We start from the raw sequence: 26,382 nt of genomic DNA, 5'->3' as shown, positions 1-26,382 counted from the left end.
TAGGCTGAGGATGGCGCCCGCTGCCTGCGGCGCAGCATTTCCGCACCACCTACGCCGGAACGGACGCATACATGACTGAGGCTGACAGCCTGACCCCGGTCAAACCCACCGAATCGGAGCTGCTGGTCGTCACCGGCATGTCGGGTGCCGGACGGAGCACGGCGGCCAACGCCCTGGAGGACCACGGCTGGTACGTCGTTGAGAACCTCCCGCCGCAGATGCTCGGGACGCTGACCGAGCTGGTGGCCCGCATGCCCCAGTCCATCCCGAAGCTCGCCGTGGTGATCGACGTGCGGAGCAAGGAACTGTTCAACGACATCAAGGCCGCCCTCGCCGGGCTGCGGGCGGCCGGGGTCAACTACCGGGTGCTCTTCCTCGACGCCGACGACGCCGTGCTGGTGCGCCGGTTCGAGCAGGGCAGGCGCCCCCACCCGCTGCAGGGAGACGGACGGATCCTCGATGGTATCGCCGCCGAGCGTGATGTCCTCAAGGAGATGAAGTACGCCTCGGACATTGTCGTTGATACCACGGACCTCAATGTCCACGCCCTGGCCACCGCCGTGACCGAGCTGTTTTCCGAGTCCGGCCCGATCGTGCTGCGGCTCAATGTGATGAGCTTCGGCTTCAAGTACGGCCTGCCCGTCGACGCGAACTTCGTGGCCGACGTCCGCTTCATCCCGAACCCGCACTGGGTGCCGCAGCTGCGCCCACAGACGGGGCTCGATGAGCCGGTGCGGGAGTACGTGCTGGCCGCCGCGGGCGCCGGGGACTTCGTCAGCCGTTACGTCCACGCGCTCGTGCCGGTGCTCGACGGTTACCGGCGCGAGAACAAGCACTATGCCACGATCGCGGTCGGCTGCACCGGAGGAAAGCACCGCTCCGTCGCGGTGACCGAGGAGATCGCCAAGCGGCTCGCCCAGCTGCCCGGGGTGCAGGTGGCCGCCCACCACCGGGACCTGGGACGGGAATAGTGGCACTCTTTTCGGGGCCGCTGCCCCTGATCCCGGTTCCGACGGCGAACCGGCGCGACGGCGAGCCGGTCGAGAAGACGCCCTCCGTGGTGGCGCTCGGCGGCGGCCACGGGCTGTCCGCCTCGCTGTCCGCCCTGCGTCTGCTGACCCAGGACCTCACCGCTGTGGTCACCGTCGCCGATGACGGCGGGTCCTCCGGCCGGCTGCGCAGGGAACTGGGGGTGCTTCCACCCGGGGACCTGCGGATGGCGCTTGCTGCCCTGTGCGACGACACGGACTGGGGCCGCACCTGGCGCGACGTCATGCAGCACCGCTTCACCTCGACCGAGGGCGTCGAGGGATCACTCGATAACCACGCGCTGGGAAACCTGCTCATCGTGACCCTCTGGGAACTGCTTGGCGACCCCGTGGCGGGCCTGCAGTGGGCCGGAGCGCTGCTGGGCGCCCGCGGCAAGGTCGTGCCGATGGCCAGCGTGCCGCTGACCATCGAAGGGGACATCCTCACCGAGTCCGGGGGAGGGCTGCGGGTGAAGACCATCGTCGGGCAGGCCCAGCTGGCGGTCGCCGCGGAGGGGGGGAACGTCAGCAACGTCCGGCTGCTCCCGGAGGCGGCGCCGGCCTGCAAGGACGCCCTCGAGGCGATCGAACTGGCCGACTGGGTGATCCTCGGCCCGGGCTCCTGGTACACCTCCGTGCTGCCGCACCTGCTGCTTCCCGAGCTCCGCGACGCGCTCTGCCGCACCTCCGCCAGACGCTGCCTGACGATGAACATGACGAATGACACCAAGGAGACCCAGGGCATGACCGCCGTGGACCACCTCGCCGTGATCAAGCGCTACGCGCCGGAGTTCACCGTGGACGTGGTGCTGGCCGATCCGGCGGTCGTGGGAGACCGTGCGCAGTTCGAAGCGGCGGTCGCTGGGATGGGTGGCCGCGCCGTTCTGGGTAAAGTGGGATCCTCAACCGGAAAACCCGTCCATGATCCGCTTCGCCTCGCAACGGCGTACAAAGACATGTTTGGGGAGAACTAGGAGTGAACTGGTGGCGCTGACTGCGGACGTCAAAGAGGAGCTCTCGCACCTCGAAGTTAAAAAGTCCTCGGTACGCAAGGCCGAGGTGTCCGCCCTGCTGCGGTTCGCCGGCGGGTTGCACATCATCTCCGGCCGGATCGTGATCGAAGCGGAGGTCGACCTGGCGTCGACGGCACGCCGGGTCCGCTCGGCCATCGCCGAGGTCTACGGGCACAACAGCGAAATCATCGTTGTCTCCGGCGGCGGCCTGCGCCGCGGCAACCGGTACGTGGTCCGGGTGGTGCGCGACGGCGAGTCCCTGGCCCGCCAGACCGGCCTGCTCGATACCCGGGGCAGGCCGGTGCGCGGGCTGCCCTCCGCCGTCGTCAACGGCTCCGCGGCCGATGCCGAGGCCGTCTGGCGCGGCGCGTTCCTGGCCCACGGGTCCCTGACCGAGCCGGGTCGTTCGTCCTCCCTCGAAGTGACCTGCCCCGGCCCGGAATCCGCGCTGGCCCTCGTGGGTGCGGCCCGCCGCCTCGGCATCGCCGCGAAGGCGCGGGAGGTCCGGGGCGTGGACCGCGTAGTGATCCGCGACGGGGACACCATTGCTGCCCTGCTGACCCGCATGGGTGCCCACGACGCCCTCATGGTGTGGGAGGAACGCAGGATGCGCAAGGAGGTCCGTGCCACGGCGAACCGGCTGGCAAACTTCGACGACGCCAACCTCCGCCGGTCCGCGCAGGCCGCGGTGGCCGCCGGCGCCCGCGTGGAGCGGGCGCTGGAGATCCTCGGGGAGTCCGTCCCGGAGCACCTCCGGTACGCGGGGGAGCTGCGGGTCGGCCACAAGCAGGCCAGCCTCGACGAACTGGGAAGGCTCGCCGATCCTCCGATGACCAAGGATGCCATCGCGGGCAGGATCCGCCGCCTGCTGGCCATGGCCGACAAGCGGGCGCAGGAGATCGGAATTCCGGGAACCGACGCCAATGTCACCGCCGACATGCTGGACGAGTGAATCGTTGCATAGGATGGGAGGGCAAGCCTGCCGCTTCGGCGGCGGGACCCCGGCGGTTCTTCTCCGGCCCTTACCGGCCCGGAAACGGCCCCGGAAAGGTACACCATTAGATGGAGGAAATTCGTGAGCCAGTACACGCTGCCCGACCTTGATTATGATTATGCGGCCCTTGAACCGCATATCTCCGCGCGAATTATGGAGCTGCACCACAGCAAGCACCACGCCACCTATGTCAAGGGTGCCAACGACGCGCTGGCACAGCTGGCGGAGGCCCGCGAGAAGGGTGAGTTCGGGAACATTCCCAAGCTGTCGAAGGACCTGGCCTTCCACCTCGGCGGCCACACCAACCACTCGATCTTCTGGAAGAACCTCTCACCGGACGGAGGGGACCTCCCCACCGGTGAACTGGCCGCCGCCCTCGACGACGCGTTCGGCTCCTTCGAGGCCTTCCGCAGCCACTTCAATGCCGCCGCCATCAGTCTTCAGGGCTCCGGCTGGGCGGTCCTCGCGTACGAGCCGCTCGGCGGCAACATCGTGATCGAGCAGCTCTACGATCAGCAGGGCAACGTTCCGGTCGGAACCATCCCGCTGCTCATGCTCGACATGTGGGAGCACGCCTTCTACCTCGACTACGTCAATGTCAAGGCCGATTACGTCAAGGCCTTCTGGAATATTGTGAACTGGACCGACGTCGCGGCACGGTTTGACCGTGCCCGGTCCGGCGCATCGAGCCTGGTCGTCCCCGGCGTCTAACGCCCGGTTGCGTTCCGCCTGTGCCCGCCTCCGCGGGACGGGCACGCGTGTCGGGGTGGGGGCACAGGCCCCCGCCCCGACGCACCGCAGAACCTGATGAACCGAAAAGGAACATCGGACCCGCACAACGGCGTGCAGCGCAAGCAGCTGCCGGACCGGCCGAACAGGCCCTGGCAGCATCACTTAATAAGGAGATGGAAACCAGTGACTACCCGTATTGGAATCAATGGCTTTGGCCGGATCGGCCGTAACTACTTCAGGGCGGCGCTCGATCAGGGCGCGGACCTGGAAATCGTGGCGGTCAACGACCTCACCAGCCCCGAGACCCTGGCCCACCTGCTCAAGTACGACTCCGTGGCAGGGCGCCTGGGTGTGAGCGTTGAGGCCGATGGCGGGGACCTCGTGGTCGACGGCAAGCGCATCAAGGTCCTGGCCGAGCGCGACCCGGCGAACCTGCCGTGGGCGGATCTGGGAGTCGACATCGTGATCGAATCCACAGGATTCTTCACCAAGGCCTCCGATGCGCAGAAGCACATCGACGCCGGTGCGAAGAAGGTCCTGATCTCGGCCCCGGCCTCCGACGAGGACATCACCGTGGTCCTGGGCGTCAATGACGGCGACTACGACCCGGCCAACCACCACATCATCTCCAACGCCTCCTGCACCACCAACTGCCTGGGCCCGCTGGCGAAGGTCATGCAGGACTCCTTCGGCATCGAACGCGGTCTGATGACCACCGTCCACGCCTACACGGCGGACCAGAACCTCCAGGACGGCCCGCACAAGGACCTGCGCCGGGCGCGCGCAGCCGGCGTCAACATGGTGCCGACCTCCACCGGGGCCGCCAAGGCCATCGGCCTGGTCCTGCCCGAGCTCAAGGGCAAGCTTGACGGGTACGCCATCCGCGTCCCCGTGCCCACCGGCTCGGCCACCGACCTGACCGTCACGGTCGGCCGGGAGGTCACGGTCGACGAGGTCAACGCCGCCTACAAGGCCGCCGCCGAAGGCCCCCTGAAGGGCTACCTGACCTACACCGAGGATCCGATCGTCTCCTCGGACATCGTCGGGGACCCGGCGTCCTCGATCTTCGACTCCGGGCTGACCAAGGTCATCGGCAACCAGGTCAAGGTCGTGTCCTGGTACGACAACGAGTGGGGTTACTCGAACCGCCTCGTCGACCTCACCGAAATCGTCGCCTCCAAGCTCTCCTGACCCAGTGGGCTACGCATCGATCGACGACCTCCTGGCGGAAGGGGTCCGCGGCCGGCGGATCCTGGTCCGCTCGGACCTGAACGTTCCCCTCGACGACTCCCAGCGGGTCACCGACGACGGACGCCTCCGGGCGTCGCTTCCCGTGCTGCGCAAGCTCAGCGAGGCCGGAGCCGCCGTCATCGTGATGGCTCACCTCGGACGCCCCAAGGGTGCGCCCGAGGCGAAGTATTCGCTCCGCCCCGCCGTTGACCGGCTGGCCGAACTTGCGGACTTCCCCGTGACGCTCGCGGGGGACACCGCCGGCGAGCAGGCGAGGGCAGCGGCCCGGGCCCTGTCCGACGGCGAGGTCCTGGTGCTCGAGAACGTGCGGTTCGATCCGCGCGAGACCAGCAAGGATGAGAGCGAACGCGCAGCTCTCGCACAGGAGTTCGCGGGGCTGGCCGGCAGCTCGGGGGCGTACGTCAACGATGCTTTCGGTGCCGTGCACCGCAAGCATGCAAGCGTGTACGACCTCGCCGCGATCCTCCCGTCCTACCAGGGCGACCTGGTGAAGGCGGAGGTCGAGGTGCTCCAGCGGCTCACCACGGACCCCGAGCGGCCCTTCGTGGTGGTCCTGGGCGGGTCAAAGGTCTCCGACAAGCTGGCGGTCATCGAGAACCTGCTGGGCAAGGCCGACCGGCTCCTGATCGGCGGGGGAATGGTCTTCACGTTCCTCGCCGCCCAGGGGCACAAGGTGGGCGCCTGCCTGCTTGAGGCCGACCAGCTGGACACGGTGCGCGGCTACCTCGACCGGGCGGCGGAGGCGGGCACGGAGTTCGTCTTCCCGACGGACATCGTGGTCGCCGAGAAGTTCGCCGCCGACGCCGGACACGGGGTGCTGGCGGCCGATGCGATCGAATCCGGCCCCTACGGCGCCGGCGGGATCGGCCTCGACATCGGACCGGCCAGCGGCTCCGATTTCGCGGCGCACATCGCGCAGGCGAAGACGGTGTTCTGGAACGGGCCCATGGGCGTGTTCGAGTTCGAGGCCTTCGCCGAGGGTACACGCGTGGTTGCGCAGGCCCTTGTCGAGGCGCAGCGCAACGGCGCCCTGACGGTGGTCGGTGGGGGCGACTCCGCCGCAGCGGTCCGGGGCCTCGGGTTCGAGGACGCCCAGTTCGGCCACATCTCCACCGGAGGTGGGGCAAGCCTCGAGTACCTCGAGGGCAAGGAGCTCCCCGGCCTGACGGCGCTCGAGCGCGCCTGAGGCCACCGGCCCGGGAACATTTCCGCCGCAGGGCCCGCCCACACGGGCGGGTCCTGCGGCTCCTGACGACTGAAAGAGAGTTCGCTATGACCACCTCGACGAACGGCGTCTTCGACCGGCGCCCCCTGATCGCCGGCAACTGGAAAATGAACCTGGACCACGTCCAGGCCATCACCTTCCTGCAGAAGCTCGCGTGGACCCTCGACGATGCCAACCACGACTTCGGCAGGGTTGAGGTGTCGGTGTTCCCGCCGTTCACCGACCTGCGCGGTGTGCAGACCCTCGTCAAGGGGGATGACCTGCCCGTGGTGTACGGCGGGCAGGACCTTTCCCCACACGAGTCCGGCGCTTACACCGGGGACATTTCCGGGCAGTTCCTCAAGCGCCTCGGCTGCGCGTACGTGCTGGTGGGCCATTCGGAGCGCCGCACCCTCCACGCCGAATCCGACGAACTGCTCAACACCAAGGTGCACGCCGCGTACCGGCACGACCTGGTGCCCGTGCTCTGCGTCGGGGAGGGCCTTGAGATCCGCCAGGCCGGCACCCATGTGGAGCACACCCTCGAACAGCTCCGCCGGGGCGTGGCCGGCCTTGACGCCGGTCAGGCCGCCCGGCTTGTCGTGGCCTACGAGCCCGTCTGGGCGATCGGCACCGGCGAGGTGGCCGGACCGCAGGACGCCCAGGAGATGTGCGCGGCGATCCGCGCCGAACTGGGCGAGCTCTTCGACGGCGACACGGCCGCGAAGATCCGCCTGCTCTATGGTGGATCGGTGAAGGCCGCCAACGCCGGATCGATCCTCAAGGAACGCGACGTCGACGGCGTGCTCGTCGGCGGTGCGAGCCTCGATGTGTCCGAGTTTGCTAGTATTGTCAGGTTCGAACAGCACCTGGTCACAGGCTAGTCGCGCCTCCCCGCCAACGGCGGGTTCTCAGCCTTGAAAGGGCCCCGTGGAAATTCTCCGAATCATCCTGCTCGTACTGCTGGGCATCACCAGCCTGCTCCTGACGCTGCTGATCCTGCTGCATAAGGGCCGCGGCGGCGGCATGTCCGACATGTTCGGCGGCGGCATGTCCTCAAGCATGGGCTCCTCAGGGGTTGCCGAGCGCAACCTGAACCGCTTTACCGTGGCGCTGGGCCTGGCCTGGGGCACCGTGATCATTGCCCTTGGACTGATCCAGCGGTTCCTCGGCGATTCCTGATCCCTCCGGCACCGAAGTTTCCTTCCGCGCCGGCGTCCCGGGCACAGTAAGCCCGCCGGACGCCGCAAGGAGCGGAGGCTCCGCCAGAGCAAGCCAGCCACCACGACAAAGCCCCGCCGCTTCCAGTACGGAAGCGGCGGGGCTTTATCGTTGAGCGGTGTTCGTCGTTGAGCGGTGCTTGTCGTCCAACGATGCTTTCCCGTCGAGCGGGTGGCGCAGCCCGCGCCACCCGCTCGAGGGTCTACTGCTCTGCGTCCTCGCGGTTTATGAGGCGGCCGGGGAGCTGCACAGCCGCCTCCTGGTCGATCAGCCACAGGGTCTTGTTCCGGCCGCGGGCACCGGCGGCGGGCACCTGGACAGAGCCGGCACCGGCAAGGGCCAGGCCCACCGCTCCCGCCTTGTCTTCACCGGCCACCGCCAGCCAGACCTCCTCCGCCGAGCGGATGCTCTCCAGCGTGAGGGAAATCCGCTCCGGCGGCGGCTTGGGCGCGTCGGCGACGCCCACGACGGTCGAGCCCTTCGTCCGGATCCCCGCCAGCTCCGGGAAGAGCGAGGCGATGTGGGCGTCCGGGCCGACGCCGAGCATCAGCACGTCGAACCGCGGGAGCCGCGGGTCGGCGGCGCCGTCCAACGCTTCCGCATCGGCCGCTTCCTGCAGCCGCGCCGCGTAATCGGCGGCAGCGGCGTACTGGTCGGGGAACTGGTCGCTGGAGCCGAACTCGTGGACCTTCGCCGGATCCACAGCAAGGCGGTCAAGCAGCGCCTCGCGGGCCTGGACCGCATTGCGGTCGGGATGACCGGCCGGCAGGAACCGCTCGTCGCCCCACCAGAAATGCACCTGCGACCAGTCCACGGTCCGGCAGGTGGGGGATTCCCACACGGCCTTCAGGGCCGCCGTGCCGATGGAGCCTCCGGTCAGCACCACCGTGGCCGTCCCGCGCTCGTTCTGCACATCGACGAGGCGGGTGATCAGGCGAGACGCCACCGAGGCGGCAAGCAGGGTTGGGCCGGGGTGGATACTGATCTTTGGCTCAGCGTTCACTGGTTTGTACGCTCCTTAGGTTCGTTTTCGCAAGGCCTTCGGTGATAACTTCCCCGAATACGTCGTCCGGGTCAAGTCGACGAAGCTCCTCGGCGAGGCACTCCTCAAGGCTGCGACGCGGCAGCGAAATCCGCTGGACCGGCTGGCCGGGCTGGTGCAGCTCGGCCACATCCCGGCCCGGACGGTACAGCTCGATGTCTCCGTTGTCCCGCGAGAGCCGCACCCGGTGCAGGCCGGTACCGGCGGGACCGGCGGCAATCGTCACCGGCGCATCCAGGGCCTGGGTCAGCCAGGCGGCCAGGAGGACCGTGCTGGGGGAATCCTCGGCGCCTTCGACCGTCACCTCGGTGATCGTAGACGGCTCGGCCTGGTCGAGGACGGCCGCGAGCTGGATGCGCCAGTTCGTCAGACGCGTCCAGGCCAGGTCCGTGTCACCCGCGGAATAGGTCTTCTGCAGATTGAACAGTGCCGCGGCCGGGTCCGCCTCGTTGGAGGAGTCGGTGATCCGGCGGTGGGCGATGGCCCCGATGGAGGTCTGCGCCGCAGCCGCCGGCATGTGGTGCGGCCACCAGGCCACGATCGGGGCGTCCGGCAGCAGCAGGGCCGACACGAGTGACTCGTTCTCGTTTGCCAGATCCCCGGAGCCGCGGAGCACGATCACCTCGGAGGCACCGGCGTCACCGCCCACGCGGATCTGGCCGTCGAGGCGCGTGGGGTCCTCGGGCGATCCCTGGGCCAGGACGATGATACGGCAGGGGTGCTCCCGGCTCGCTTCGTTCGCCGCACGGATCGCCTCCTCCTCGGCCCCGGCGCGGGTGATCACCACGAGGGTGAGGACCCGGCCGAGGGCGACGACGCCGCCCCGGTCGCGCAGGCTCGTGATCTCCTTGGAGACCTTCGAGGTGGTGGTGTTCGGAAGATCTACGATCATGGCCTTCTCCAGCTTCTGCCATCGGCGGCCAGCAGCTCATCGGCGGAGGATGGACCCCAGCTGCCCGGCCTGTACTTTTCGGGCTGCTCGTCCAGTGACGCCCAGAACTTCTCGAAGGGATCGAGGATCTGCCAGGACAGTTCGACCTCCTGCTGGCGCGGGAACAGCGGCGGTTCGCCCAGCAGCACATCGAGGATGAGCCGCTCGTAGGCCTCGGGGCTCGACTCCGTGAAGGAGTGGCCGTACCCGAAGTCCATGGTGACGTCGCGGACCTCCATCTGCGTGCCCGGGACCTTCGACCCGAACCGGATCGTTGCCCCCTCGTCCGGCTGCACGCGGATGACGACGGCGTTCTGGCCGAAGTCGTCCTCGTTGTGGTCGAGGAAGAGCAGGTTCGGAGCGCGCTTGAACACGACCGCGATTTCCGTGACGCGGCGGCCGAGGCGCTTGCCGGCCCGCAGGTAGAACGGCACACCGCTCCACCGCCGGGTGTTGATGTCCAGGCGGATCGCGGCGAAGCTCTCCGTCGTGGAATCGGCCGGGATGCCGTCCTCGTCGAGGAAGCCCTTGACCTCCTCGCCGCCCTGCCAGCCGCTGTCGTACTGGCCGCGGGCCGAGTAGCAGGTCAGGTCCTCGGGAAGCCGCACCGCGGCGAGGACCTTCTCCTTCTCCGCGCGCAGGTCCTCGGCGTTGAAGGAGATGGGCTCCTCCATCGCCGTGAGGGCGAGCAGCTGCAGGAGGTGGTTCTGGATGACGTCCCGAGCGGCGCCGACGCCGTCGTAGTACCCCGCGCGGCCACCGATGCCGATATCCTCAGCCATCGTGATCTGCACGTGGTCGACGTAGTTGGCGTTCCACAGCGGCTCGAACAGCTGGTTGGCGAAGCGCAGGGCCAGGATGTTCTGGACCGTCTCCTTGCCAAGGTAGTGGTCGATCCGGAACACGGCGTCGGGCGGGAAGACCTGCTCGACGATGTTGTTCAGCTCCCGGGCCGACTCCAGGTCGTGTCCGAACGGCTTCTCGATCACGACCCGCCGCCACTGGCCGTCACGGGGCTCGGCGAGCCCGTGCTCGGACAGCTTCTGGCACACGATCTCGAAGGCCTTCGGCGGGATCGAGAGGTAGAACGCGTGGTTCCCGCGCGTTCCCCGGGTCTCGTCAAGCTCGCTCAGCGACTCCTGGAGGCGGACGTAGGCGTCGTCGTCGTCGAAATTACCCTGGACGAAGCGGATTCCCGCCTCGAGCTGCTCCCACACCGTGTCATTGAACGGGGTGCGCGCATACTGCTTGACGGAGTTCCGGACCTCCTCGGCGAACTGCTCGTGCGTCCACTCGCGCCGGCCGAACCCGATGAGGGCGAAGCTGGGCGGGAGCAGGCCGCGGTTGGCCAGGTCGTACACGGCCGGCATGAGCTTCTTGCGGGCGAGGTCGCCGGTGACTCCGAAAAGCACCAGCGACGACGGCCCCGCGATCCGGCTCAGGCGCCGGTCGCGGGGATCCCGCAGGGGATTTGCCTGTTTGGGGGGAAGGGTCTCGTGCATGTCTAGCCGTTCTGCTGGGATTCCCGGCCGGCTCCGGCCAGGAAGTCAATGACGCCGCTGAGCTGGCTCAGCCCCGCCGCGCGGTCTGTCAGGTGCAGGCGGACCACGGGCCGGCCGTGGGCCTCGAGCACCTGGGCGTCCCCGGCCGCCTGGGCCGAGATCAGTTCCCCGAAGGTGAAGGGCAGTCCCGGGATCTCCAGGTCCGAGCCGGCGGCGCCGGTGATCTGGAGGTACACCCCGGAGGCCGGTCCGCCCTTGTGGAACTGGCCGGTCGAGTGAAGGAACCGCGGGCCCCACCCGAAGGTGACGGGCCGGCCGGTCAGGGCGGCCAGCGGGCTGCGCAGCTCCTCGAGCGGTGCCTGGGCGTGCCGGTCCAGGTAGGCCTGGACCGACAGGTAACCGGTGGGTTCGAGGGTGCCCAGGAGCGCCTGGAGGGCGTCCCCGACGGTGGTGGCGTTCCCGAGCAGTTCCGCGTCGCCGCGGACCTCGATGGCGCCGTCGACGAAGTTCGCCGGAGCCGGAGCGGGCTGGGCGTCAAGCAGGCCGCGGGCGGCCTTCTTCGCCGCTTCCACGTCGGGCTGGTCGAAGGGGTTGATCCCCAGCAGCCGGCCCGCGACCGCGGTTGCGAACTCCCAGACGAACATCTGGCTTCCCAGCGATCCGCTCACCACCGCGCGGGTCTGCCCGTCCGTGGACACCTCGGCGTCGGAACCGGCCAGGACGACCGGGACGACGTCGTCGGCCACCGTGGCGACCTCGGGGGAGTCCAGGGAGGCCACGACGGGCAAGAGGCCCGTACCGAGCTTCCCGGTGGACTCCGCGATGAGCTGTTCGGCCCAGTCGGCGAAGCCCGGCAGGCCGGAGCCTCCGTCGGCGAAGACGATCTTGTCGCGCAGCGGCTTGGTGCCGCCGAGCACGGCGCCCAGCCGCAGGCCGGCGTTGTCGGGGCCGTCCTCACCGAGGAACTCGGAGATCTCCTCGGCATCGGCCACGAGGGCTTCGATGTCGGCGCCGGCAAGGCCCGAGGGGACCAGACCGAACGCGGTCAGGGCCGAGTAGCGTCCGCCGACCTGCGGGTTGGCGTTGAAGACCTGGCGGTAGCCGGCTTCCCTCGCCGAACCGTCAAGCGGCGAACCGGGATCGGTGACGATGATGATGCGGGACTTCGCGTCGATGCCGGCGTCGGTGAATGCCTTCTCGAAGGCCCGGCGCTGCGAGTCCGTCTCGACGGTGGAGCCCGACTTGGAGGACACCACGATCGCCGTCTCGGCGAGGCGCTCCGCGAGGGCGGCGCTGACCTGGTCGGGGTCTGTCGAGTCGAGGACCACGAGGTCGACCCCGGCGGTCCGGGTGATGACCTCGGGGGCCAGGGACGACCCGCCCATGCCGCACAGCACGAACCGGGAAACACCCTCGGCCGCAAGCTCCTCCCGGAGCTGTGCGATCTGCGGGATGAGCGCCCGTGACTCGTCGAACAGGTCGATCCAGCCGAGGCGGATGGAGGCTTCAGGCTCGGCGTCCGGGCCCCACAGGGTGGCGTCCTTGGCCATGAGCCGGGAGGCGACCTTGTCCTCGACCAAGGTGGAAAGTGATGCGTCGATGGCGGCCGCGGCCGCGCCAGAGGCGGCGAGCTCGAATGAACCCATCGGTATCAGCGTCCTTCGGTGTCGAGTGCGGTCTGGACGGTCTCGAGGAGTTCGGACCAGCTGGTGACGAACTTGTCGAGCCCTTCGGTCTCGAGCTGCTCCACGACCTCCTTGTAGGAGATGCCCAGGCCATCGAGGTCGTTGAGGATGGCGTTGGACTCCTCGTAGGTTCCGGTGACCGTGTCGCCTTCGATGACGCCGTGATCGGCGGTCGCCTCGAGGGTCTTCTCCGGCATCGTGTTGACGACACCCTGAGCGACAAGTCCGGTCACGTACAGCGTGTCAGGCAGTGACGGGTCCTTGACTCCGGTGGAGGCCCACAGCGGACGCTGGGGGTTCGCGCCGGCACCGGCGAGGACCTGCCAGCGCTCGGTGGCGAACTGCTCCTCGTACACCTGGTAGGCCAGACGGGCGTTAGCGAGCCCGGCCTTGCCCTTCAGCGCCTTGGCTTCGGGTGTGCCCAGGGCGTCGAGGCGTCCGTCGATCTCGGCATCGACCCGGGAGACGAAGAAGGAGGCGACGGAGTGGATCTTGCTCAGGTCGTGTCCGTTTTCCTTCGCCTTCTCGAGGCCGACCAGGTAGGCGTTGATGACCTCGCGGTACCGCTCGAGCGAGAAGATCAGGGTGACGTTGACGCTGATCCCGGCGGCGATGGTCTCCGTGATCGCCTCAAGGCCTTCAACGGTCGCCGGGATCTTGATCAGGACATTGGTGCGCTGCACCTTGGCGTGGAGGCGCTTAGCCTCCTCGATGGTTCCCTGGGTGTCGCGGGCCAGCCGGGGGTCGACCTCGATCGAGACGCGGCCGTCGAAGCCGCCCGTGCGCTTTGCTGCTTCGGCGAAGATGTCGCAGGCCTGGGCGACATCGTGGGTGGTGATGTCGAAGACAGCCTGGTCGAGGGAGGCACCGGCCTGGGCCAGGGCGCCGACCTGCGAGGCGTACGACTCGCCCTTCTTCAGCGCTGCGGCGAAGATGCTGGGGTTGGTGGTGACACCGACGACGTTGAGCTCTTCGATGAGCCGCTTGAAGGCACCGGAGTTGATGCGTTCGCGGGACAGGTCATCGAGCCAGATCGAGACGCCGGCGGAGGAAAGGTCGGCCGTTGGGTTGGAAGTCATTGTGTTCTCCTTTGGGTCCGCGTTCACGGACACTTGTGTCGGACGGAAGCAGACGGGCTACTGGTGGTCACCGGTCTCGGTGGCGCGGGCACCCGACGGCATCGCCGGGGTGCCGTTGGCTGCCAGCGGGGTGCCGGCGGCGGCGCTGATTGAGTCGCGGGCGGCGGCCACAACGGCCTCCGCGGTGATGCCGAACTCGCGGTAGAGGGTCTTGTAGTCTGCCGAGGCGCCGTAGTGCTCGAGGGACACGGCACGGCCGGCGTCGCCGAGCAGGCCCTGCCAGCTCTGGGCCACGCCCGCTTCGACAGAGACCCGGGCGCGCAGGCTGCGCGGCAGGACCGACTCGCGGTATGCCTCGTCCTGGCTGTTGAACCATTCGAGCGAGGGCACCGAGACAACGCGGGTGGCGATGCCTTCGGCCTCGAGGGTTTCGCGGGCCGAGACGGCCAGCTGAACCTCGGAACCGGTGGCCATCAGGATGACCTCGGGTGCACCGTTACGGGCCTCCGCGAGGATGTACGCGCCCTTGGCCACGCCTTCGGCCGAACCGAAGGTGTCACCGGTGGCAGCGCCTTCGCCGCGCTCGTACGTGGGGATGTTCTGCCGGGTCAGCACGATGCCCGCGGGGTTCTGAGTGTTCTCCAGGATGGTCCGCCAGGCCACGGCGACCTCGTTGGCGTCACCGGGGCGCACCACGTCGAGGCCTGGGATGGCGCGCAGCGAGGTGAGCTGCTCGACGGGCTGGTGGGTCGGTCCGTCCTCGCCCAGGCCGATGGAGTCGTGCGTCCAGACGTAAATGGCCGGCACGCCCATCAGGGCTCCGAGGCGCACTGCGGGCCGCTGGTAGTCGCTGAAGATCAGGAAGGTCCCCGAGAACGCGCGGGTGCTGCTGTGCATGACGATGCCGTTGACGATGGCCGCGGCGGCGTGTTCGCGGATGCCGAAGTGGAGCACCCGTCCGTACGGGTTGCCCGACCAGGCCTCGGTCTGGCGGCTCTCCGGAACGAAGGACGGGGAGCCTTCAATGGTGGTGTTGTTCGACTCGGCGAGGTCGGCGGAGCCGCCCCACAGTTCGGGAAGGACCGGGCCGATCGCGGTGAGGACCTTGCCGGAGGCGGCGCGGGTCGACATGTCCTTGCCGGCGGGGAACTCGGGAAGTGCTTCCTCCCAGCCTTCGGGGAGGGTGCGGGAGGCGATGCGCTCGAGCATCTTCGCCTCGTCCGGGTGGCCTCCACGCCAGGCGTCGAACGTGGTGTCCCAATCGGCACGGGCGCTGGCACCGCGCTCAACGACCTTGCGGGCGTGCGCCAGGACCTCGGGGTCGACGTCGAAGTGCTTCTCCGGGTCGAAGCCCAGGGCCTGCTTCAGTGCGGCCACCTCGTCCTTGCCCAGTGCCGAGCCGTGGATCTTGCCGGTGTTCTGCTTGTTGGGGGCAGGCCAGCCGATGATCGTCCGGAGGGACACGATCGAGGGCTTTGAGGTTTCGTTCTTCGCGGCGACCAGGGCGGCATACAGTTCGGCAACGTCTTCGACGTACTCGCCGGTCTTGGTCCAGTCGACCCGCTGGACGTGCCAGCCGTACGCCTCATAGCGCTTCAGCACGTCCTCGGTGAAGGCGATGTCGGTGTCGTCCTCGATGGAGATGTGGTTCTCGTCGTAGAGCACCACGAGGTTGCCGAGTTCCTGATGGCCCGCCAGCGAGGAGGCTTCGGAGGTGACGCCTTCCTGGAGGTCGCCGTCGGAGGCGATGACCCAGATGGTGTGGTCGAAGGGGCTCTCGCCCTGGGGGGCCTCGGGGTCGAACATGCCGCGCTGCCGGCGCTGGGCGAAGGCGAAACCGACGGAGGTCGCGAGGCCCTGGCCGAGCGGGCCGGTGGTGATTTCCACGCCCTTGGTGTGGCGGTATTCGGGGTGCCCCGGGGTCTGCGAGCCCCAGGTGCGCAGCGCCTTGAGATCATCGAGTTCCAGTCCGTACCCGGACAGGAACAGCTGGATGTAAAGCGTCAGCGACGTGTGGCCGGGGGAGAGGACGAACCGGTCGCGGCCGGTCCACTCCGGGTCCGACGGGTCATGGCGCATCAGTTTCTGGAAGAGCAGGTAGGCGGCGGGAGCAAGGCTCATCGCGGTACCCGGGTGGCCGTTGCCCACCTTCTCCACTGCGTCCGCGGCGAGGACGCGGATAGTGTCCACCGCCCTGTCGTCCAGTTCGCTCCAGTTAAGTTCCTGCTCTTGCATCTGTGCCACGTTGACCGGGCCTTTCTCTGTCCAGGTCGGCCAGCGCCACGGCGCCGTGGGGAGCTGGGGGCAGGGGTACGCGGAGGCACCCACAGCCTGCTGGCCGTTCACCGTTGAATCCTGCATTTTTCCGTGTATTCCCAGTGATGCAGGCACCCCCGCAGGAGGGCCACTTGGGCTTCAAAACCAACCATATCCCTTCCTCGCATCAAAGGAAGTTCACTGGGTAACAAGTCAGAGATGTTGCCGTCCATTCCCAAAAAGTCCCGAAAGGCGGGTGAGCAATGTCACGGGCGGCCGCTCCCGGCCCCGGCTCGCGCGGCAGGGTAATTAGGGCCCGATTTCTACGCGGCGTAAAAGGGTATGATGATTCTGTCTTTTGCCCCAAAAGAAATGAAAGTGTTGCCTTGTGAAGACCCAGCAGGTTTCTGCGCCGGCACGGCCGCCCCGGGCCCGAGGGGGCGTCGGGCGCAAAGCCAGGGCCTATCTCGCCCTGACCAAGCCGCGGGTGATCGAGCTCCTGCTGGTGACGACGCTTCCCACGATGATCTTCGCCCACGGCGGGTTCCCGCACCCGGGGCTGATCCTCGCCACCATGGTGGGTGGGGCATTTGCTGCCGGCAGCGCCGGCGCGTTCAACTGCTACATCGACCGGGACATGGACAAGGTGATGCACCGCACGGCGAACCGCCCCCTGGTGACCGGGGAGGTCACCCCCCGGGAGGCGCTGGTCTTCGCCTGGGTGCTCGGCGCCGCAGCCATCGGCATCCTGTGGTGGGGCGCGAACCCGCTGGCGGCCTGGCTGGGAGTCGCCGCGATCTTCCTCTACGTCGTTGTCTACACGCTGATTCTTAAGCGCCGGACCGCACAGAACATCATCTGGGGCGGTGCCGCCGGCTGTATGCCGGTCCTCATCGCGTGGGCGGCGGTGACGAACTCGGTCGAGTGGCCGGCCGTCGTGCTGTTCCTCATCATCTTCCTCTGGACGCCCCCGCACTACTGGCCGTTGTCGATGAAGTACAGCGACGACTACAACGCCGCGAACGTCCCAATGCTCGGGGCCATTGCCGGGGCGCGCGTCGTGTCCGTCCAGGTCGTCCTGTATGCGTGGGCGACCGTCGCGTGCTCACTGCTGCTGGTGCCGGCCGGAGCCGGCTGGGTTTACACGGTGGCCGCCGCGGCCGCGGGTGCCTGGTTCATCCGGGAGACCCACCGCCTCCATGCCAAGGCCCGCCGGGGCACCCTTGAGAACCGGGCGGCCATGAAGGTCTTCCACGGCTCGATCAGCTACCTCACAGTGCTCTTCCTCGCCCTGGCGATCGACCCGTTCGTCGGCGGCCCCGTCTTCTAGCCTGCCTTCGTGCCGGGTTCAAAGCGGACCCCGGCCCCGGCGGCGCCGGCGCCGGGGGGAGACCTGCGCCACTAGCATGGGGGCATGACCTTCGCCGGGCTCGTCGCCTATCCCATCACGCCCTTCACGGCCGACGGCGGGGTGAACACCCCCGAACTTGCCGCGCTGATCTCCTCCCTGGCGGTCTCCGGTGTCGACACCATCGCGGTCCTGGGTTCCTCCGGGAGCTTCGCCTTCCTCAGTTCGGCCGAACGCGATGCGGTGGCCCGCACCGCCGTCGAGGCGGCTGCGGGCGCCGTGCCGGTGGTGGTCGGCATCAGTTCGGTGGGAACCCGCGAGGTGCTGGCGGCCGCACGTTCCGCAGAACGCGCCGGGGCGTCGGGCCTGGTCCTCTCACCGGTCTCCTACGTGCCGCTGACCGAGGAGGAGGTGTCCTTCCAGGTGCGCACCGTCGCGGAGTCGACCGACCTGCCGATCTGCCTCTACAACAATCCCCGCACCACCCAGTTCAGCTATGGACTCGAGCTGGTGGCGGAACTCCTCGCGCTGCCTTCGGTGGTGGCGTTCAAGGACACCGCCGCGGACGTCGCCTCCTTCCGGCAGCGGTATGACCGCCTCCGCTCCCTGACGGACGCCACCTTCAGCCACGGCCTGAGCGGCGACCTGCTGATCGCCTCGGGGGAGCTCGCGGCTGACGCCTGGCACACCGGCCCGGCCGCGCTGCTTCCGGCGTATTACGCCCGGTTCCGCGCGGCGGTCACCGCGGGGGACGCTTCCGGTGTCGCGGAATGCCGCAGGGTGCTCCTGCCGGTGGTGCAGCACGTGGTGAACCTGCGCAAGATCAGCGGGCTGCACCTGCTCGCGCGCGTCTGCGGCATCGACGCGGGGGATCCCCGTCTGCCGCTGCTTCCGGTTCCGGGCAGCGAACAGCGCGAACTGGCCCGGCTCGTCGACGTGGTTGAGGAGGCGCTGGCCCTCAGTGGACCGGTGTCCTGACCTGCCCTAGGGCCCCGGCGCCAGCGCCGGCCGGCTGCCGGGTGTACCCCGTGTAGACGGCGTGGACGGCCGCTGCTGTCAGCAGGGAAGCGCCGAGCAGGTGCAGGGCCACCAGCCCGACCGGCAGGTGAAGCAAATGCTGGGCATACCCGACGGCGCCCTGGGCCAGGACCACGACGGCAAGGAGTACCAGTGACCGGCGCAGGGCCGGCGCCACCCGGTACCGGTAGGCAAGCGCCACGGCCAGGGCCACGGTCATGACCAGGAGGTAGACCGGCGCGGCGTGGATGCGGGTCATCAGCTCCGGGTCGAGGTTGTTGCGGGCGGCTCCATGGTCTCCGGCGTGGGGCCCCGACCCGGTCACGATCACCCCGAGGACGACGACGAGCCCGGTCAGTCCGGCGATCACCGCCAGGAGCTGGCGCAGGATTCGCGGGGCCGCCTGAGGCAGGCGCTCCCGGCTCTGGGCGGTGGTCAGTCGGGTCCGGTTCACCAGCACCGTCGCGACGGTCACCAGGGCCATGGAGACCAGGAAGTGCCAGCCGACCACCCAGGGGTTCAGGTCGGTCCACACGGTGATGCCGCCGATCACGGCCTGCGCGGGGATGCCCGCCAGGAGCGCCACCGAGAGGCGGAAGAGGTCACGGCGCGGCCGGCGCAGGTTGAGCACGGACACCAGCATGGCGACCGCGATCACCACCAGTACAAAGGTGAGCAGGCGGTTGCCGAACTCGATGACCCCGTGCAGGCCGAGCTCCGGGGTGCTCACGATCGAGTCCGCGGTGCACCGCGGCCACTCCGGGCAGCCAAGGCCCGAGGCCGTGAGGCGCACCGCACCGCCGGTGACGACGATGACGATCTGGGACACCAGGGAGGCGATGGCCAGCCGGCGGATGAGGGGGGTCTCGGTGGCCGGGAGCCGGGAGCGCAGGCGGGTCAGGGCAAAAGACGGCATGTTCTCAACTCCATCGGAACCAGCGGACGGCAGCGGCACTGGCCGCCGCGGCCCAGCCCAGCAGGATCAGGCAGGACAGGGGATGAAAGGATCCCTCAAGGAAGGCGGCGCGCAGTCCGTCGCCCAGGGCGGAGGACGGCAGGATCCGCACGAACGGCTCCACTGCGGCGGGAAGGCCTGTGGCGGGAAGGATGATTCCTCCGGCGGCCGCCAGCACGATCCACAGCAGGTTCGTCACCGCCAGGGTCGCCTCCGGGCGCAGCGTCCCGGCCACGAGGAGGCCGAGGGCGGTGAAGGCCGCCGCGCCGAGGGCGAAGGTAAGGACCGCCCAGGGCAGCCCTGCCAGGTCCGGGCGCCAGCCCATCAGCACCGCGGCGCCGCCGATGAGCACCACCTGCAGGGCGAGCACCACGGCTACGGCCGCGGCCTTGCCGAAGACCAGGCCGGAGCGGCCCAGCGGGGTGGTCGAGAGGAACCGGAGCACCCCGTACCTGCGGTCGAAGCCGGTTGCGATGCCTTGGCCGGTGAATGCCGTCGACATGACGCACAGCGCGAGCACTCCCGGGGCCGCGGTGTCGATCCTGCTGGGACCGAAGCCGTCAAGGAGGGGCGTGGCGACGAGACCGGCCAGGGCCAGCAGGGGCAGGGCGACGGCGAGCACGAGCTGTTCGCCGTTGCGGAGCATCGCGGCGGCCTCGTAACCGCCGTGACGCAGCACCCTGCGGGCGAGTGGGGCGGCAGAGGTCATCGGATGCTCCGTCCGGCGATGTCGAGGAAAACGTCTTCGAGGGACCGGGGGGCCATGGTGACGGATACGGGCAGGATGCCCTCGGCGTCCCACCACTGGGCCAGTGCCGCGAAGTCGCCCGCGGTGAGGGCGCCGCTGACCAGGTACTGGCCCGGCTCCGGTTCCGCGCGGTGAAGGTGAGGCAGCAGCCCGGGCGGAATCTCGAGGCCGGGCACGGTCTGGAAGCGCAGTTCGCGGAAGTTCTCCGGGGCGGCTCCGGCTGTCAGGTCGGCCACAGTGCCCTCGGCCACGGTGCGGCCGCCCTCCATGATGTAGACGTAGTCTGCAAGCTTCTGGGCGTCGTCGAGCAGGTGGGTGGTGAGGATGATCGCGAGTCCCGCGGCGCGCAGTTCCTGAATCAGTTCGAACACGATGGTGCGTGACTGGGGGTCGAGCCCGGCGCTGGGCTCATCCAGAAAGAGTACCTCGGGCCGTCCGATCAAGGCGCAGGCGAGGGCGAGCCGCTGCTTCTGGCCGCCGGAGAGGCGGCGGATGGCCGTGCCCCCGAAGTCGTCGATGCCCAGCCGTCCGGCGAGCTCGTCGACCGGCCGCGGGTCCGCGTACATGGAGGCGACATGGCGCAGCAGTGCCATCGGCTTCACCGAAGGAGGCAGCCCGCCGTCCTGCAGCATGACGCCGACACGGGCGCGCAGTCGGGGACTCGCGTGGTGCGGGTTCTCGCCGAGTAGCCGGACCGTGCCGGCGGTGGGGCGCTGTAGGCCCTGCGCGCATTCGAGCGTCGTGGTCTTGCCGGCCCCGTTTGCGCCGAGGATCGCGGTGACGCTGCCCATCGCCGCCTCGAGGTGGACCCCGTCGAGCACCCGGACCATCCGGCCGTCGAGCGAGGGGACCGGCCCGAAATCCTTGGTGAGGCCCTCGATCACCAGGGCGGCGGCTGTATGGTGCACCCGGCTATTCTACGGTACGTAGTAACCGCCCTTGTAGAGGTCGACGGCGGGGGAAGCCTGCCCTTACTGGCACCGGAGTGCACATTACGTCATGATTGTGTTGTGTATTTTTTAACGCGGGCGGGAGGGACGACGCCATGAGTGTGGTTGACCATACCGCCGGGCGGGCGGGGCTTTCCCCCAACGCGGGCGATACCGACGAGCGCACCCGCGACCGGGTCCTGTCGGCCGTGCTCGAGCGCGGACCGGTCAGCGCCGCGGAACTGGGCAGCGGGCTCGGCTTCACCCCGGCCGCCGTCCGGCGCCACCTCGACGCCCTTTCCCGTGACGGGCTCATCGAAGTCAAGCGCGGCGGAAGCACCGCGACGGGCGCCGGACGGCCCGCGCGGCGGTACGTGCTCAGCCAGCGCGGGCAGAGCCGGCTCGGCAACGACTACCTCGACATCGCCCGCGCCGCCCTTCAGCAGCTGGGCGCGGCCGCCGGCCCCGACGCGGTGGCGGAGTTCGCCCGGTCCCGCTTCGCCGGTATGGAGGAGCGCTACCGCCCGCTGATCGAGGCCGCCGGGCCCGACCTCGAGGCCCGCGCACGCGCGCTGGCCGAGGCACTGAGCACCGATGGATTCGTCGGCTCGGCCCGGGTCGTCGGCTCGGCCGGCCCCGGCCGGCCGGCCGCCGGGGGATCGGCCCCGCGCGGCACCATGCTCAGTGTCCAGCTCTGCCAGGGCCACTGCCCGGTGCAGCAGCTCGCCGCCGATTTTCCCGCGTTCTGCGACCAGGAGACGGCAGCGTTCTCACGGCTGCTCGGCGTCGACGTGCGCAGGCTCTCCACCCTGGCCAGCGGCGGCCATGTCTGCACCACCCACATTCCCCTCGGGCGCACAACAGCCGCGCCCCCGGCGGGTGCCTCCCGCGCAGAACCCGGCGCCGCACCCCGCTCCTCGAATTTGCCAAACCATCAGCAAGGAAGGCCGTGATGACGGATCAAGTAGACCAGAAGCCACTGACCCCGACCCCCGTCCCGGAGTCGGTCATCAGCGACATCCTGGAAAAGAACCCGGAACTCGAGGGCATCGGCACCTACCAGTACGGCTGGGCCGATAAGAACGAGGCGAGCGCCAACGCCCGCCGCGGCCTGAGCGAAGAGGTCGTCCGCGACATCTCGGCGAAGAAGAACGAGCCCGAGTGGATGCTCGACCTGCGCCTGAAAGGCCTGAAGTACTTCGACCGGAAGCCCATGCCCTCCTGGGGCGCGGATCTTTCCGGGATCGACTTCGACAACATCAAGTACTTCGTGCGCTCCACCGAGAAGCAGGCCAACACGTGGGAGGACCTCCCCGAGGACATCCGCAACACGTACGAGAAGCTCGGCATCCCCGAAGCGGAGCGTGCCCGCCTGGTCTCCGGCGTCGCGGCCCAGTACGAGTCCGAGGTGGTGTACCACCAGCTCCGCGAGGACCTCGAGCGCCAGGGCGTCATCTTCCTCGACACCGACACCGCGCTGCGCGAGCACCCGGAGATCTTCAAGGAGTACTTCGGCTCGATCATCCCGGTGGGCGACAACAAGTTCGCGTCGCTGAACACCGCTGTCTGGTCGGGCGGTTCCTTCGTGTATGTGCCCAAGGGCGTCCACGTCGAGATCCCGCTGCAGGCCTACTTCCGGATCAACACCGAGAACATGGGCCAGTTCGAGCGGACCCTGATCATCGCGGACGAGGGCTCCTACGTTCACTACATCGAGGGCTGCACCGCCCCGATCTACACCTCCGACTCGCTTCACTCGGCCGTGGTCGAGATCGTCGTGAAGAAGAACGCCCGCGTCCGGTACACGACCATCCAGAACTGGTCGAACAACGTGTACAACCTCGTCACCAAGCGGGCCGTGGCCCACGAGGGTGCCACCATGGAGTGGATCGACGGCAACATCGGCTCCAAGGTCACCATGAAGTACCCGGCGGTCTACCTCGTCGGCGAGCACGCCAAGGGCGAGACACTGTCCATCGCGTTCGCCGGTGAGGGTCAGCACCAGGACACCGGGTCGAAGATGGTCCACATCGCCCCCAACACCAAGTCCTCGATCATCTCGAAGTCGGTGGCCCGCGGCGGCGGCCGGGCCGCCTACCGCGGCCTGGTCCAGGTGCGTGAGGGTGCAAAGAACTCGGCCAACACGGTCCGCTGCGACGCGCTGCTGGTGGACACCATCTCCCGTTCGGATACCTACCCGTACGTCGATATCCGCGAGGACGACGTCACGATGGGCCACGAGGCCACGGTGTCCAAGGTCAGCGAAGAGCAGCTGTTCTACCTGATGTCGCGGGGCATGCCCGAGGACGAGGCCATGGCCATGATCGTGCGCGGATTCATCGAGCCGATCGCCCGCGAGCTCCCCATGGAGTACGCGCTCGAACTGAACCGCCTGATCGAACTCCAGATGGAAGGGGCCGTAGGCTAGCAATGGCTGAAGCGACCAAGATGAACCACGAAGCGTCAACGACAGGACCGGCCGGCGCCGCAGCCGACGAAAAGGCCCGGATCGGCGCCCCCTCCTCGGCTCCCGCAGCGATCGCGGGCTTCAGCGAGGAGGGCGAGAGCCTCTCGGAGCTGAACACGGGCTCCATTCAGCACGGCCTGAAGAAGCACAGCCACGGCAACGCCCCGGTCGTCCCGGAGGCCTCCCGCGGGGAGCGGCTGAAGTCCTACAACCTTTCGGACTTCGCCCCGCTCACCGGACGCGAGGAGGACTGGCGGTTCACCCCGCTGAACCGCCTGCGCGGGCTCCATACCGAACCCCTCACCGGGACCGGCCCCTCCGTGCAGGTCTCCGGCGCCTCCAACATCCAGGTGGAGACCGTTGGGGGGTCCGACGCCCGGATCGGCTCCGCTGCCACCCCTGAAGACCGCATCTCGGCGGCGGCCTGGGCCGCGGCCGACGGCGCCACCGTCGTCACCATCCCCGCCAACACCGTGGCCGACGCCGAGGTGACCGTCACGGTCCTGGGCGCCGACAAGGCACCGGCGGCCCAGCACCTGATCATTGAGGCGGGGGCGTTCTCCACCGCCGTGGTGGTCCTTGACCACTCCGGTTCGGTGACGCTCGCGCAGAACATCGAGATCGTCGTCGGCGACGGCGCCCAGCTCACCGTCGTCAGCGTGCAGGAGTGGGACGACGACGCCGTCCACGTCTCCTCGCAGCAGGCGAAGATCGGACGCGACGCCCGCTTCAAGCACGTCGTCGTCAGCCTCGGCGGGGACCTCGTCCGCCTCACCCCGTCCTCGGTGTTCACCGCGCCGGGCGCCGAGGTCGAGATGTACGGACTGTACTTCGCCGACGCAGGCCAGCACCTCGAGCAGCGCCTCCTGGTGGACCACGCGGTGCCCAACTGCAAGTCCCGCGTGACCTACAAGGGCGCGCTCCAGGGACAGGGTGCCCACACCGTCTGGGTCGGCGACGTCCTGATCCGCAAGGAAGCCGAAGGCACCGACACCTACGAGGTGAACCGGAACCTGCTCCTGACCGACGGGACGCGCTCGGATTCGGTGCCCAACCTCGAGATCGAGACTGGCCTGATCGAGGGTGCCGGCCACGCCAGTGCCACCGGCCGGTTCGACGACGAGCACCTGTTCTACCTGATGGCCCGCGGTATCCCCGAGCAGGACGCCCGCCGCCTCGTCGTGCGCGGCTTCCTCACCGAGGTCATCCAGCAGATTCGGGTCCCCGCCCTTGAGGAGCGCCTCGCGCTGGCCCTCGAGAACGAGCTCGCGGCAGGCAACCTGTGAGCGCGGAGGCCGCCCCGCGGGGCGAACTGATCTGCAGCGTCGACGACATCGAGGTCAAGCAGGCCCTGCGCGTGCTCATCGATGACTACCCCGTCGCGATCGTGCGGGACTCCATGGGCGACATCCACGCCCTGGGGGACACCTGCTCCCACGCCGACATCTCCCTCGCTGAGGGCGACGTCGAAGGCTGCGCCATCGAATGCTGGGGCCACGGCTCCCAGTTCGACCTGCGCAGCGGCGCCCCCCTGCAGCTGCCGGCCTATGAACCGGTTCCGGTGTTCGCCCTGGAGATCCGCGATAACAATGTGTACGTGGACATCACCACGGTCACCAACGGAGCACCCACCCCCCAGCTCGGCTGACCGGCCCGGCACCAGCACACTTAGACGACGCCCTGGCCGCCAGGGCAAAGGAGAACGGAAAACAGATGTCCACCCTTGAAATCAAGGACCTCTACGTCAGCATCGTGACGGAGCAGGGCTCCAAGCAGATCCTCAAAGGCGTCAGCCTCACCATTAACACGGGCGAGACCCACGCGATCATGGGCCCCAACGGCTCGGGCAAGTCCACCCTGGCCTCGACCATCGCCGGCCACCCCCGGTACACCGTCGACAGCGGCTCCATCACCCTCGACGGCGAAGATGTCCTTGCCATGAGCGTCGACGAGCGCGCCCGCGCCGGGCTCTTCCTGGCCATGCAGTACCCGGTCGAGGTGCCCGGAGTGACCATGACCAACTTCCTGCGCACCGCCAAGACGGCCCTTGACGGAAAGGCTCCGAGCCTGCGCCACTGGACCAAGGACGTCAAGCAGGCGATGTCCCAGCTGCGCATCGACGCCGACTTCGCCCAGCGCAACGTCAACGAGGGCTTCTCCGGTGGCGAGAAGAAGCGCGTGGAGATCCTCCAGCTCGAACTGTTCCGCCCCCGCTTCGCGATCCTCGACGAGACCGACTCAGGCCTCGACGTCGACGCCCTCAAGGTCGTCTCCGAGGGCGTCAACCGGGAGCACGCCAAGGGCGAGATGGGTACGCTCCTGATCACCCACTACACGCGCATCCTCCGCTACATCAAGCCCGACTTCGTGCACGTGTTCGTCGACGGGCGCATCGCCGAGGAGGGCGGCCCCGAGCTGGCCGACCGGCTGGAGGAAGAGGGCTACGACCGCTTCGCCGCGGCCACCCCAGCAGTCGAAGCGTAGGACCTGTCGTCCGCGCCCGGGAAAGGAAAATGCGATGAGTGAAGTAGAAGCAGCGCAGACAGCGCTCGAAGACGTCGAAGAGGCGTTGAAGGATGTCATCGACCCCGAGCTCGGGGTGAACGTCGTTGACCTGGGCCTGCTGTACGGGCTGAAGTATGCCGAGGACGGTGCCCTGCTGATCGACCTGACGCTCACCACGGCCGCGTGCCCCCTGACCGATGTGCTCGAGGAGCAGGTCGGCCAGGCCCTCGACGGCGTCGTGGATGACTGGCGGCTGAACTGGGTATGGATGCCGCCGTGGGGCCCGGAGAAGATTACCGAGGACGGCCGCGACCAGATGCGCGCCCTCGGGTTCAACATCTAGTTCACGCGGTAGTGCCAGCGCAGAATGCGCAGACTGGCAAGAAGGGGCGGCTCCCATGGAGCCGCCCCTTTTCTGCGTCCTGACCCTGCTGCGTACCGGCTGTTATGAGTTCCGGCCGTTACGGGCTCCACG

General features: G+C 68.6%; 25 protein-coding genes. 16 read left to right on the top strand and 9 right to left on the bottom strand.

Annotated features, from left to right (window positions below):
* Positions 1–71 precede the first annotated feature (71 nt).
* The 8 genes from rapZ to secG all read left to right on the top strand — a co-directional run bounded on the left by rapZ (position 72) and on the right by secG (position 7,404).
* A complete protein-coding gene (gene rapZ, locus E2F48_RS03105) occupies positions 72–971 on the top strand; it encodes an RNase adapter RapZ (RefSeq protein WP_133402509.1) in 900 nt (299 codons plus the stop codon).
* Complete coding sequence (locus E2F48_RS03100; protein ID WP_133402508.1) at positions 971–2,002, top strand: gluconeogenesis factor YvcK family protein; 1,032 nt, start codon at positions 971–973, stop codon at positions 2,000–2,002. Before rapZ ends, E2F48_RS03100 begins: the two co-directional genes overlap by 1 nt.
* A 10-nt stretch (positions 2,003–2,012) precedes the next feature.
* Positions 2,013–2,993 carry a DNA-binding protein WhiA gene (gene whiA, locus E2F48_RS03095; protein WP_120168237.1) on the top strand — a complete coding sequence of 327 codons (981 nt, stop codon included), beginning with the start codon at positions 2,013–2,015 and terminating at the stop codon, positions 2,991–2,993.
* A 123-nt stretch (positions 2,994–3,116) separates the two neighbouring features.
* Positions 3,117–3,746 carry a superoxide dismutase gene (locus E2F48_RS03090; protein ID WP_133402507.1) on the top strand — a complete coding sequence of 210 codons (630 nt, stop codon included), beginning with the start codon at positions 3,117–3,119 and terminating at the stop codon, positions 3,744–3,746.
* A 204-nt stretch (positions 3,747–3,950) separates the two neighbouring features.
* On the top strand, positions 3,951–4,958 hold the full coding sequence (gene gap, locus E2F48_RS03085) for a type I glyceraldehyde-3-phosphate dehydrogenase (RefSeq protein ID WP_133402506.1): 1,008 nt from the start codon (positions 3,951–3,953) through the stop codon (positions 4,956–4,958).
* A gap of 4 nt (positions 4,959–4,962) precedes the next feature.
* Positions 4,963–6,204 (top strand): phosphoglycerate kinase, encoded by a 1,242-nt coding sequence (locus E2F48_RS03080; RefSeq protein WP_133402505.1) that lies wholly within the window; start codon positions 4,963–4,965, stop codon positions 6,202–6,204.
* An 86-nt stretch (positions 6,205–6,290) separates the two neighbouring features.
* Positions 6,291–7,106 (top strand): triose-phosphate isomerase, encoded by an 816-nt coding sequence (tpiA, locus tag E2F48_RS03075; protein WP_133402504.1) that lies wholly within the window; start codon positions 6,291–6,293, stop codon positions 7,104–7,106.
* A gap of 46 nt (positions 7,107–7,152) precedes the next feature.
* On the top strand, positions 7,153–7,404 hold the full coding sequence (secG, locus tag E2F48_RS03070) for a preprotein translocase subunit SecG (RefSeq protein WP_133402503.1): 252 nt from the start codon (positions 7,153–7,155) through the stop codon (positions 7,402–7,404).
* Positions 7,405–7,645: 241 nt separating this feature from the next.
* Here secG and pgl read toward each other — a convergent pair whose 3' ends face one another.
* The 6 genes from pgl to tkt are packed head-to-tail and all read right to left on the bottom strand — an operon-like array spanning position 7,646 to position 15,917.
* Positions 7,646–8,446: a 6-phosphogluconolactonase gene (gene pgl, locus E2F48_RS03065; RefSeq protein ID WP_133402502.1), complete on the bottom strand. Its 801-nt coding sequence runs from the start codon at positions 8,444–8,446 to the stop codon at positions 7,646–7,648.
* Positions 8,436–9,377, bottom strand: a complete 942-nt coding sequence (locus E2F48_RS03060) for a glucose-6-phosphate dehydrogenase assembly protein OpcA (protein ID WP_133402501.1) — start codon at positions 9,375–9,377, stop codon at positions 8,436–8,438. Before E2F48_RS03060 ends, pgl begins: the two co-directional genes overlap by 11 nt.
* Positions 9,374–10,918 carry a glucose-6-phosphate dehydrogenase gene (zwf, locus tag E2F48_RS03055; protein ID WP_133402500.1) on the bottom strand — a complete coding sequence of 515 codons (1,545 nt, stop codon included), beginning with the start codon at positions 10,916–10,918 and terminating at the stop codon, positions 9,374–9,376. The genes E2F48_RS03060 and zwf overlap by 4 nt, the downstream gene beginning before the upstream one ends.
* Positions 10,919–10,920: 2 nt before the next feature.
* The gene (locus E2F48_RS03050) at positions 10,921–12,564 is read right to left on the bottom strand and encodes a glucose-6-phosphate isomerase (protein WP_133402499.1); all 1,644 of its coding nucleotides are present in this window, start codon (positions 12,562–12,564) and stop codon (positions 10,921–10,923) included.
* A 5-nt stretch (positions 12,565–12,569) separates the two neighbouring features.
* Positions 12,570–13,682, bottom strand: a complete 1,113-nt coding sequence (gene tal / locus E2F48_RS03045) for a transaldolase (RefSeq protein ID WP_133402498.1) — start codon at positions 13,680–13,682, stop codon at positions 12,570–12,572.
* A 57-nt stretch (positions 13,683–13,739) separates the two neighbouring features.
* On the bottom strand, positions 13,740–15,917 hold the full coding sequence (gene tkt, locus E2F48_RS03040; RefSeq protein ID WP_133402712.1) for a transketolase: 2,178 nt from the start codon (positions 15,915–15,917) through the stop codon (positions 13,740–13,742).
* A 409-nt stretch (positions 15,918–16,326) separates the two neighbouring features.
* Here tkt and E2F48_RS03035 point away from each other — a divergent pair, with 409 nt between their 5' ends.
* Together E2F48_RS03035 and E2F48_RS03030 are read left to right on the top strand one after the other, a co-directional pair.
* Positions 16,327–17,268: a heme o synthase gene (locus E2F48_RS03035; RefSeq protein WP_133402497.1), complete on the top strand. Its 942-nt coding sequence runs from the start codon at positions 16,327–16,329 to the stop codon at positions 17,266–17,268.
* 84 nt (positions 17,269–17,352) lie between these two features.
* Positions 17,353–18,264, top strand: a complete 912-nt coding sequence (locus E2F48_RS03030) for a dihydrodipicolinate synthase family protein (protein ID WP_133402496.1) — start codon at positions 17,353–17,355, stop codon at positions 18,262–18,264.
* Here the strand turns inward: E2F48_RS03030 and E2F48_RS03025 are convergent.
* The 3 genes from E2F48_RS03025 to E2F48_RS03015 are packed head-to-tail and all read right to left on the bottom strand — an operon-like array spanning position 18,245 to position 20,836.
* The gene (locus E2F48_RS03025) at positions 18,245–19,219 is read right to left on the bottom strand and encodes a COX15/CtaA family protein (protein ID WP_133402495.1); all 975 of its coding nucleotides are present in this window, start codon (positions 19,217–19,219) and stop codon (positions 18,245–18,247) included. The two genes, E2F48_RS03030 and E2F48_RS03025, sit on opposite strands and share 20 nt — an antisense overlap.
* A 4-nt stretch (positions 19,220–19,223) precedes the next feature.
* Positions 19,224–19,967: an ABC transporter permease gene (locus E2F48_RS03020; protein WP_133402494.1), complete on the bottom strand. Its 744-nt coding sequence runs from the start codon at positions 19,965–19,967 to the stop codon at positions 19,224–19,226.
* The gene (locus E2F48_RS03015; protein WP_133402711.1) at positions 19,964–20,836 is read right to left on the bottom strand and encodes an ABC transporter ATP-binding protein; all 873 of its coding nucleotides are present in this window, start codon (positions 20,834–20,836) and stop codon (positions 19,964–19,966) included. The genes E2F48_RS03020 and E2F48_RS03015 overlap by 4 nt, the downstream gene beginning before the upstream one ends.
* 215 nt (positions 20,837–21,051) lie before the next feature.
* Here E2F48_RS03015 and E2F48_RS03010 point away from each other — a divergent pair, with 215 nt between their 5' ends.
* From E2F48_RS03010 to E2F48_RS02985, 6 genes are all read left to right on the top strand, one after another.
* Positions 21,052–21,888 carry a helix-turn-helix transcriptional regulator gene (locus tag E2F48_RS03010; protein ID WP_133402493.1) on the top strand — a complete coding sequence of 279 codons (837 nt, stop codon included), beginning with the start codon at positions 21,052–21,054 and terminating at the stop codon, positions 21,886–21,888.
* Positions 21,888–23,363 carry a Fe-S cluster assembly protein SufB gene (gene sufB, locus E2F48_RS03005; RefSeq protein WP_120168205.1) on the top strand — a complete coding sequence of 492 codons (1,476 nt, stop codon included), beginning with the start codon at positions 21,888–21,890 and terminating at the stop codon, positions 23,361–23,363. Before E2F48_RS03010 ends, sufB begins: the two co-directional genes overlap by 1 nt.
* A gap of 20 nt (positions 23,364–23,383) precedes the next feature.
* On the top strand, positions 23,384–24,688 hold the full coding sequence (gene sufD / locus E2F48_RS03000; protein ID WP_185149787.1) for a Fe-S cluster assembly protein SufD: 1,305 nt from the start codon (positions 23,384–23,386) through the stop codon (positions 24,686–24,688).
* Positions 24,685–25,050: a non-heme iron oxygenase ferredoxin subunit gene (locus E2F48_RS02995; protein WP_133402492.1), complete on the top strand. Its 366-nt coding sequence runs from the start codon at positions 24,685–24,687 to the stop codon at positions 25,048–25,050. Before sufD ends, E2F48_RS02995 begins: the two co-directional genes overlap by 4 nt.
* A gap of 65 nt (positions 25,051–25,115) precedes the next feature.
* On the top strand, positions 25,116–25,886 hold the full coding sequence (gene sufC, locus E2F48_RS02990) for a Fe-S cluster assembly ATPase SufC (protein WP_133402491.1): 771 nt from the start codon (positions 25,116–25,118) through the stop codon (positions 25,884–25,886).
* 34 nt (positions 25,887–25,920) lie between these two features.
* Positions 25,921–26,250 carry a metal-sulfur cluster assembly factor gene (locus E2F48_RS02985; RefSeq protein WP_120168199.1) on the top strand — a complete coding sequence of 110 codons (330 nt, stop codon included), beginning with the start codon at positions 25,921–25,923 and terminating at the stop codon, positions 26,248–26,250.
* Positions 26,251–26,382 lie beyond the last annotated feature (132 nt).

Source organism: Arthrobacter crusticola, assembly GCF_004357995.1.
Taxonomy (GTDB): Bacteria; Actinomycetota; Actinomycetes; order Actinomycetales; family Micrococcaceae; genus Arthrobacter_D; species Arthrobacter_D crusticola.
The sequence above is the reverse complement of the archived record's forward strand: the minus strand, read 5'-3'. Positions and strand labels throughout refer to the sequence as shown.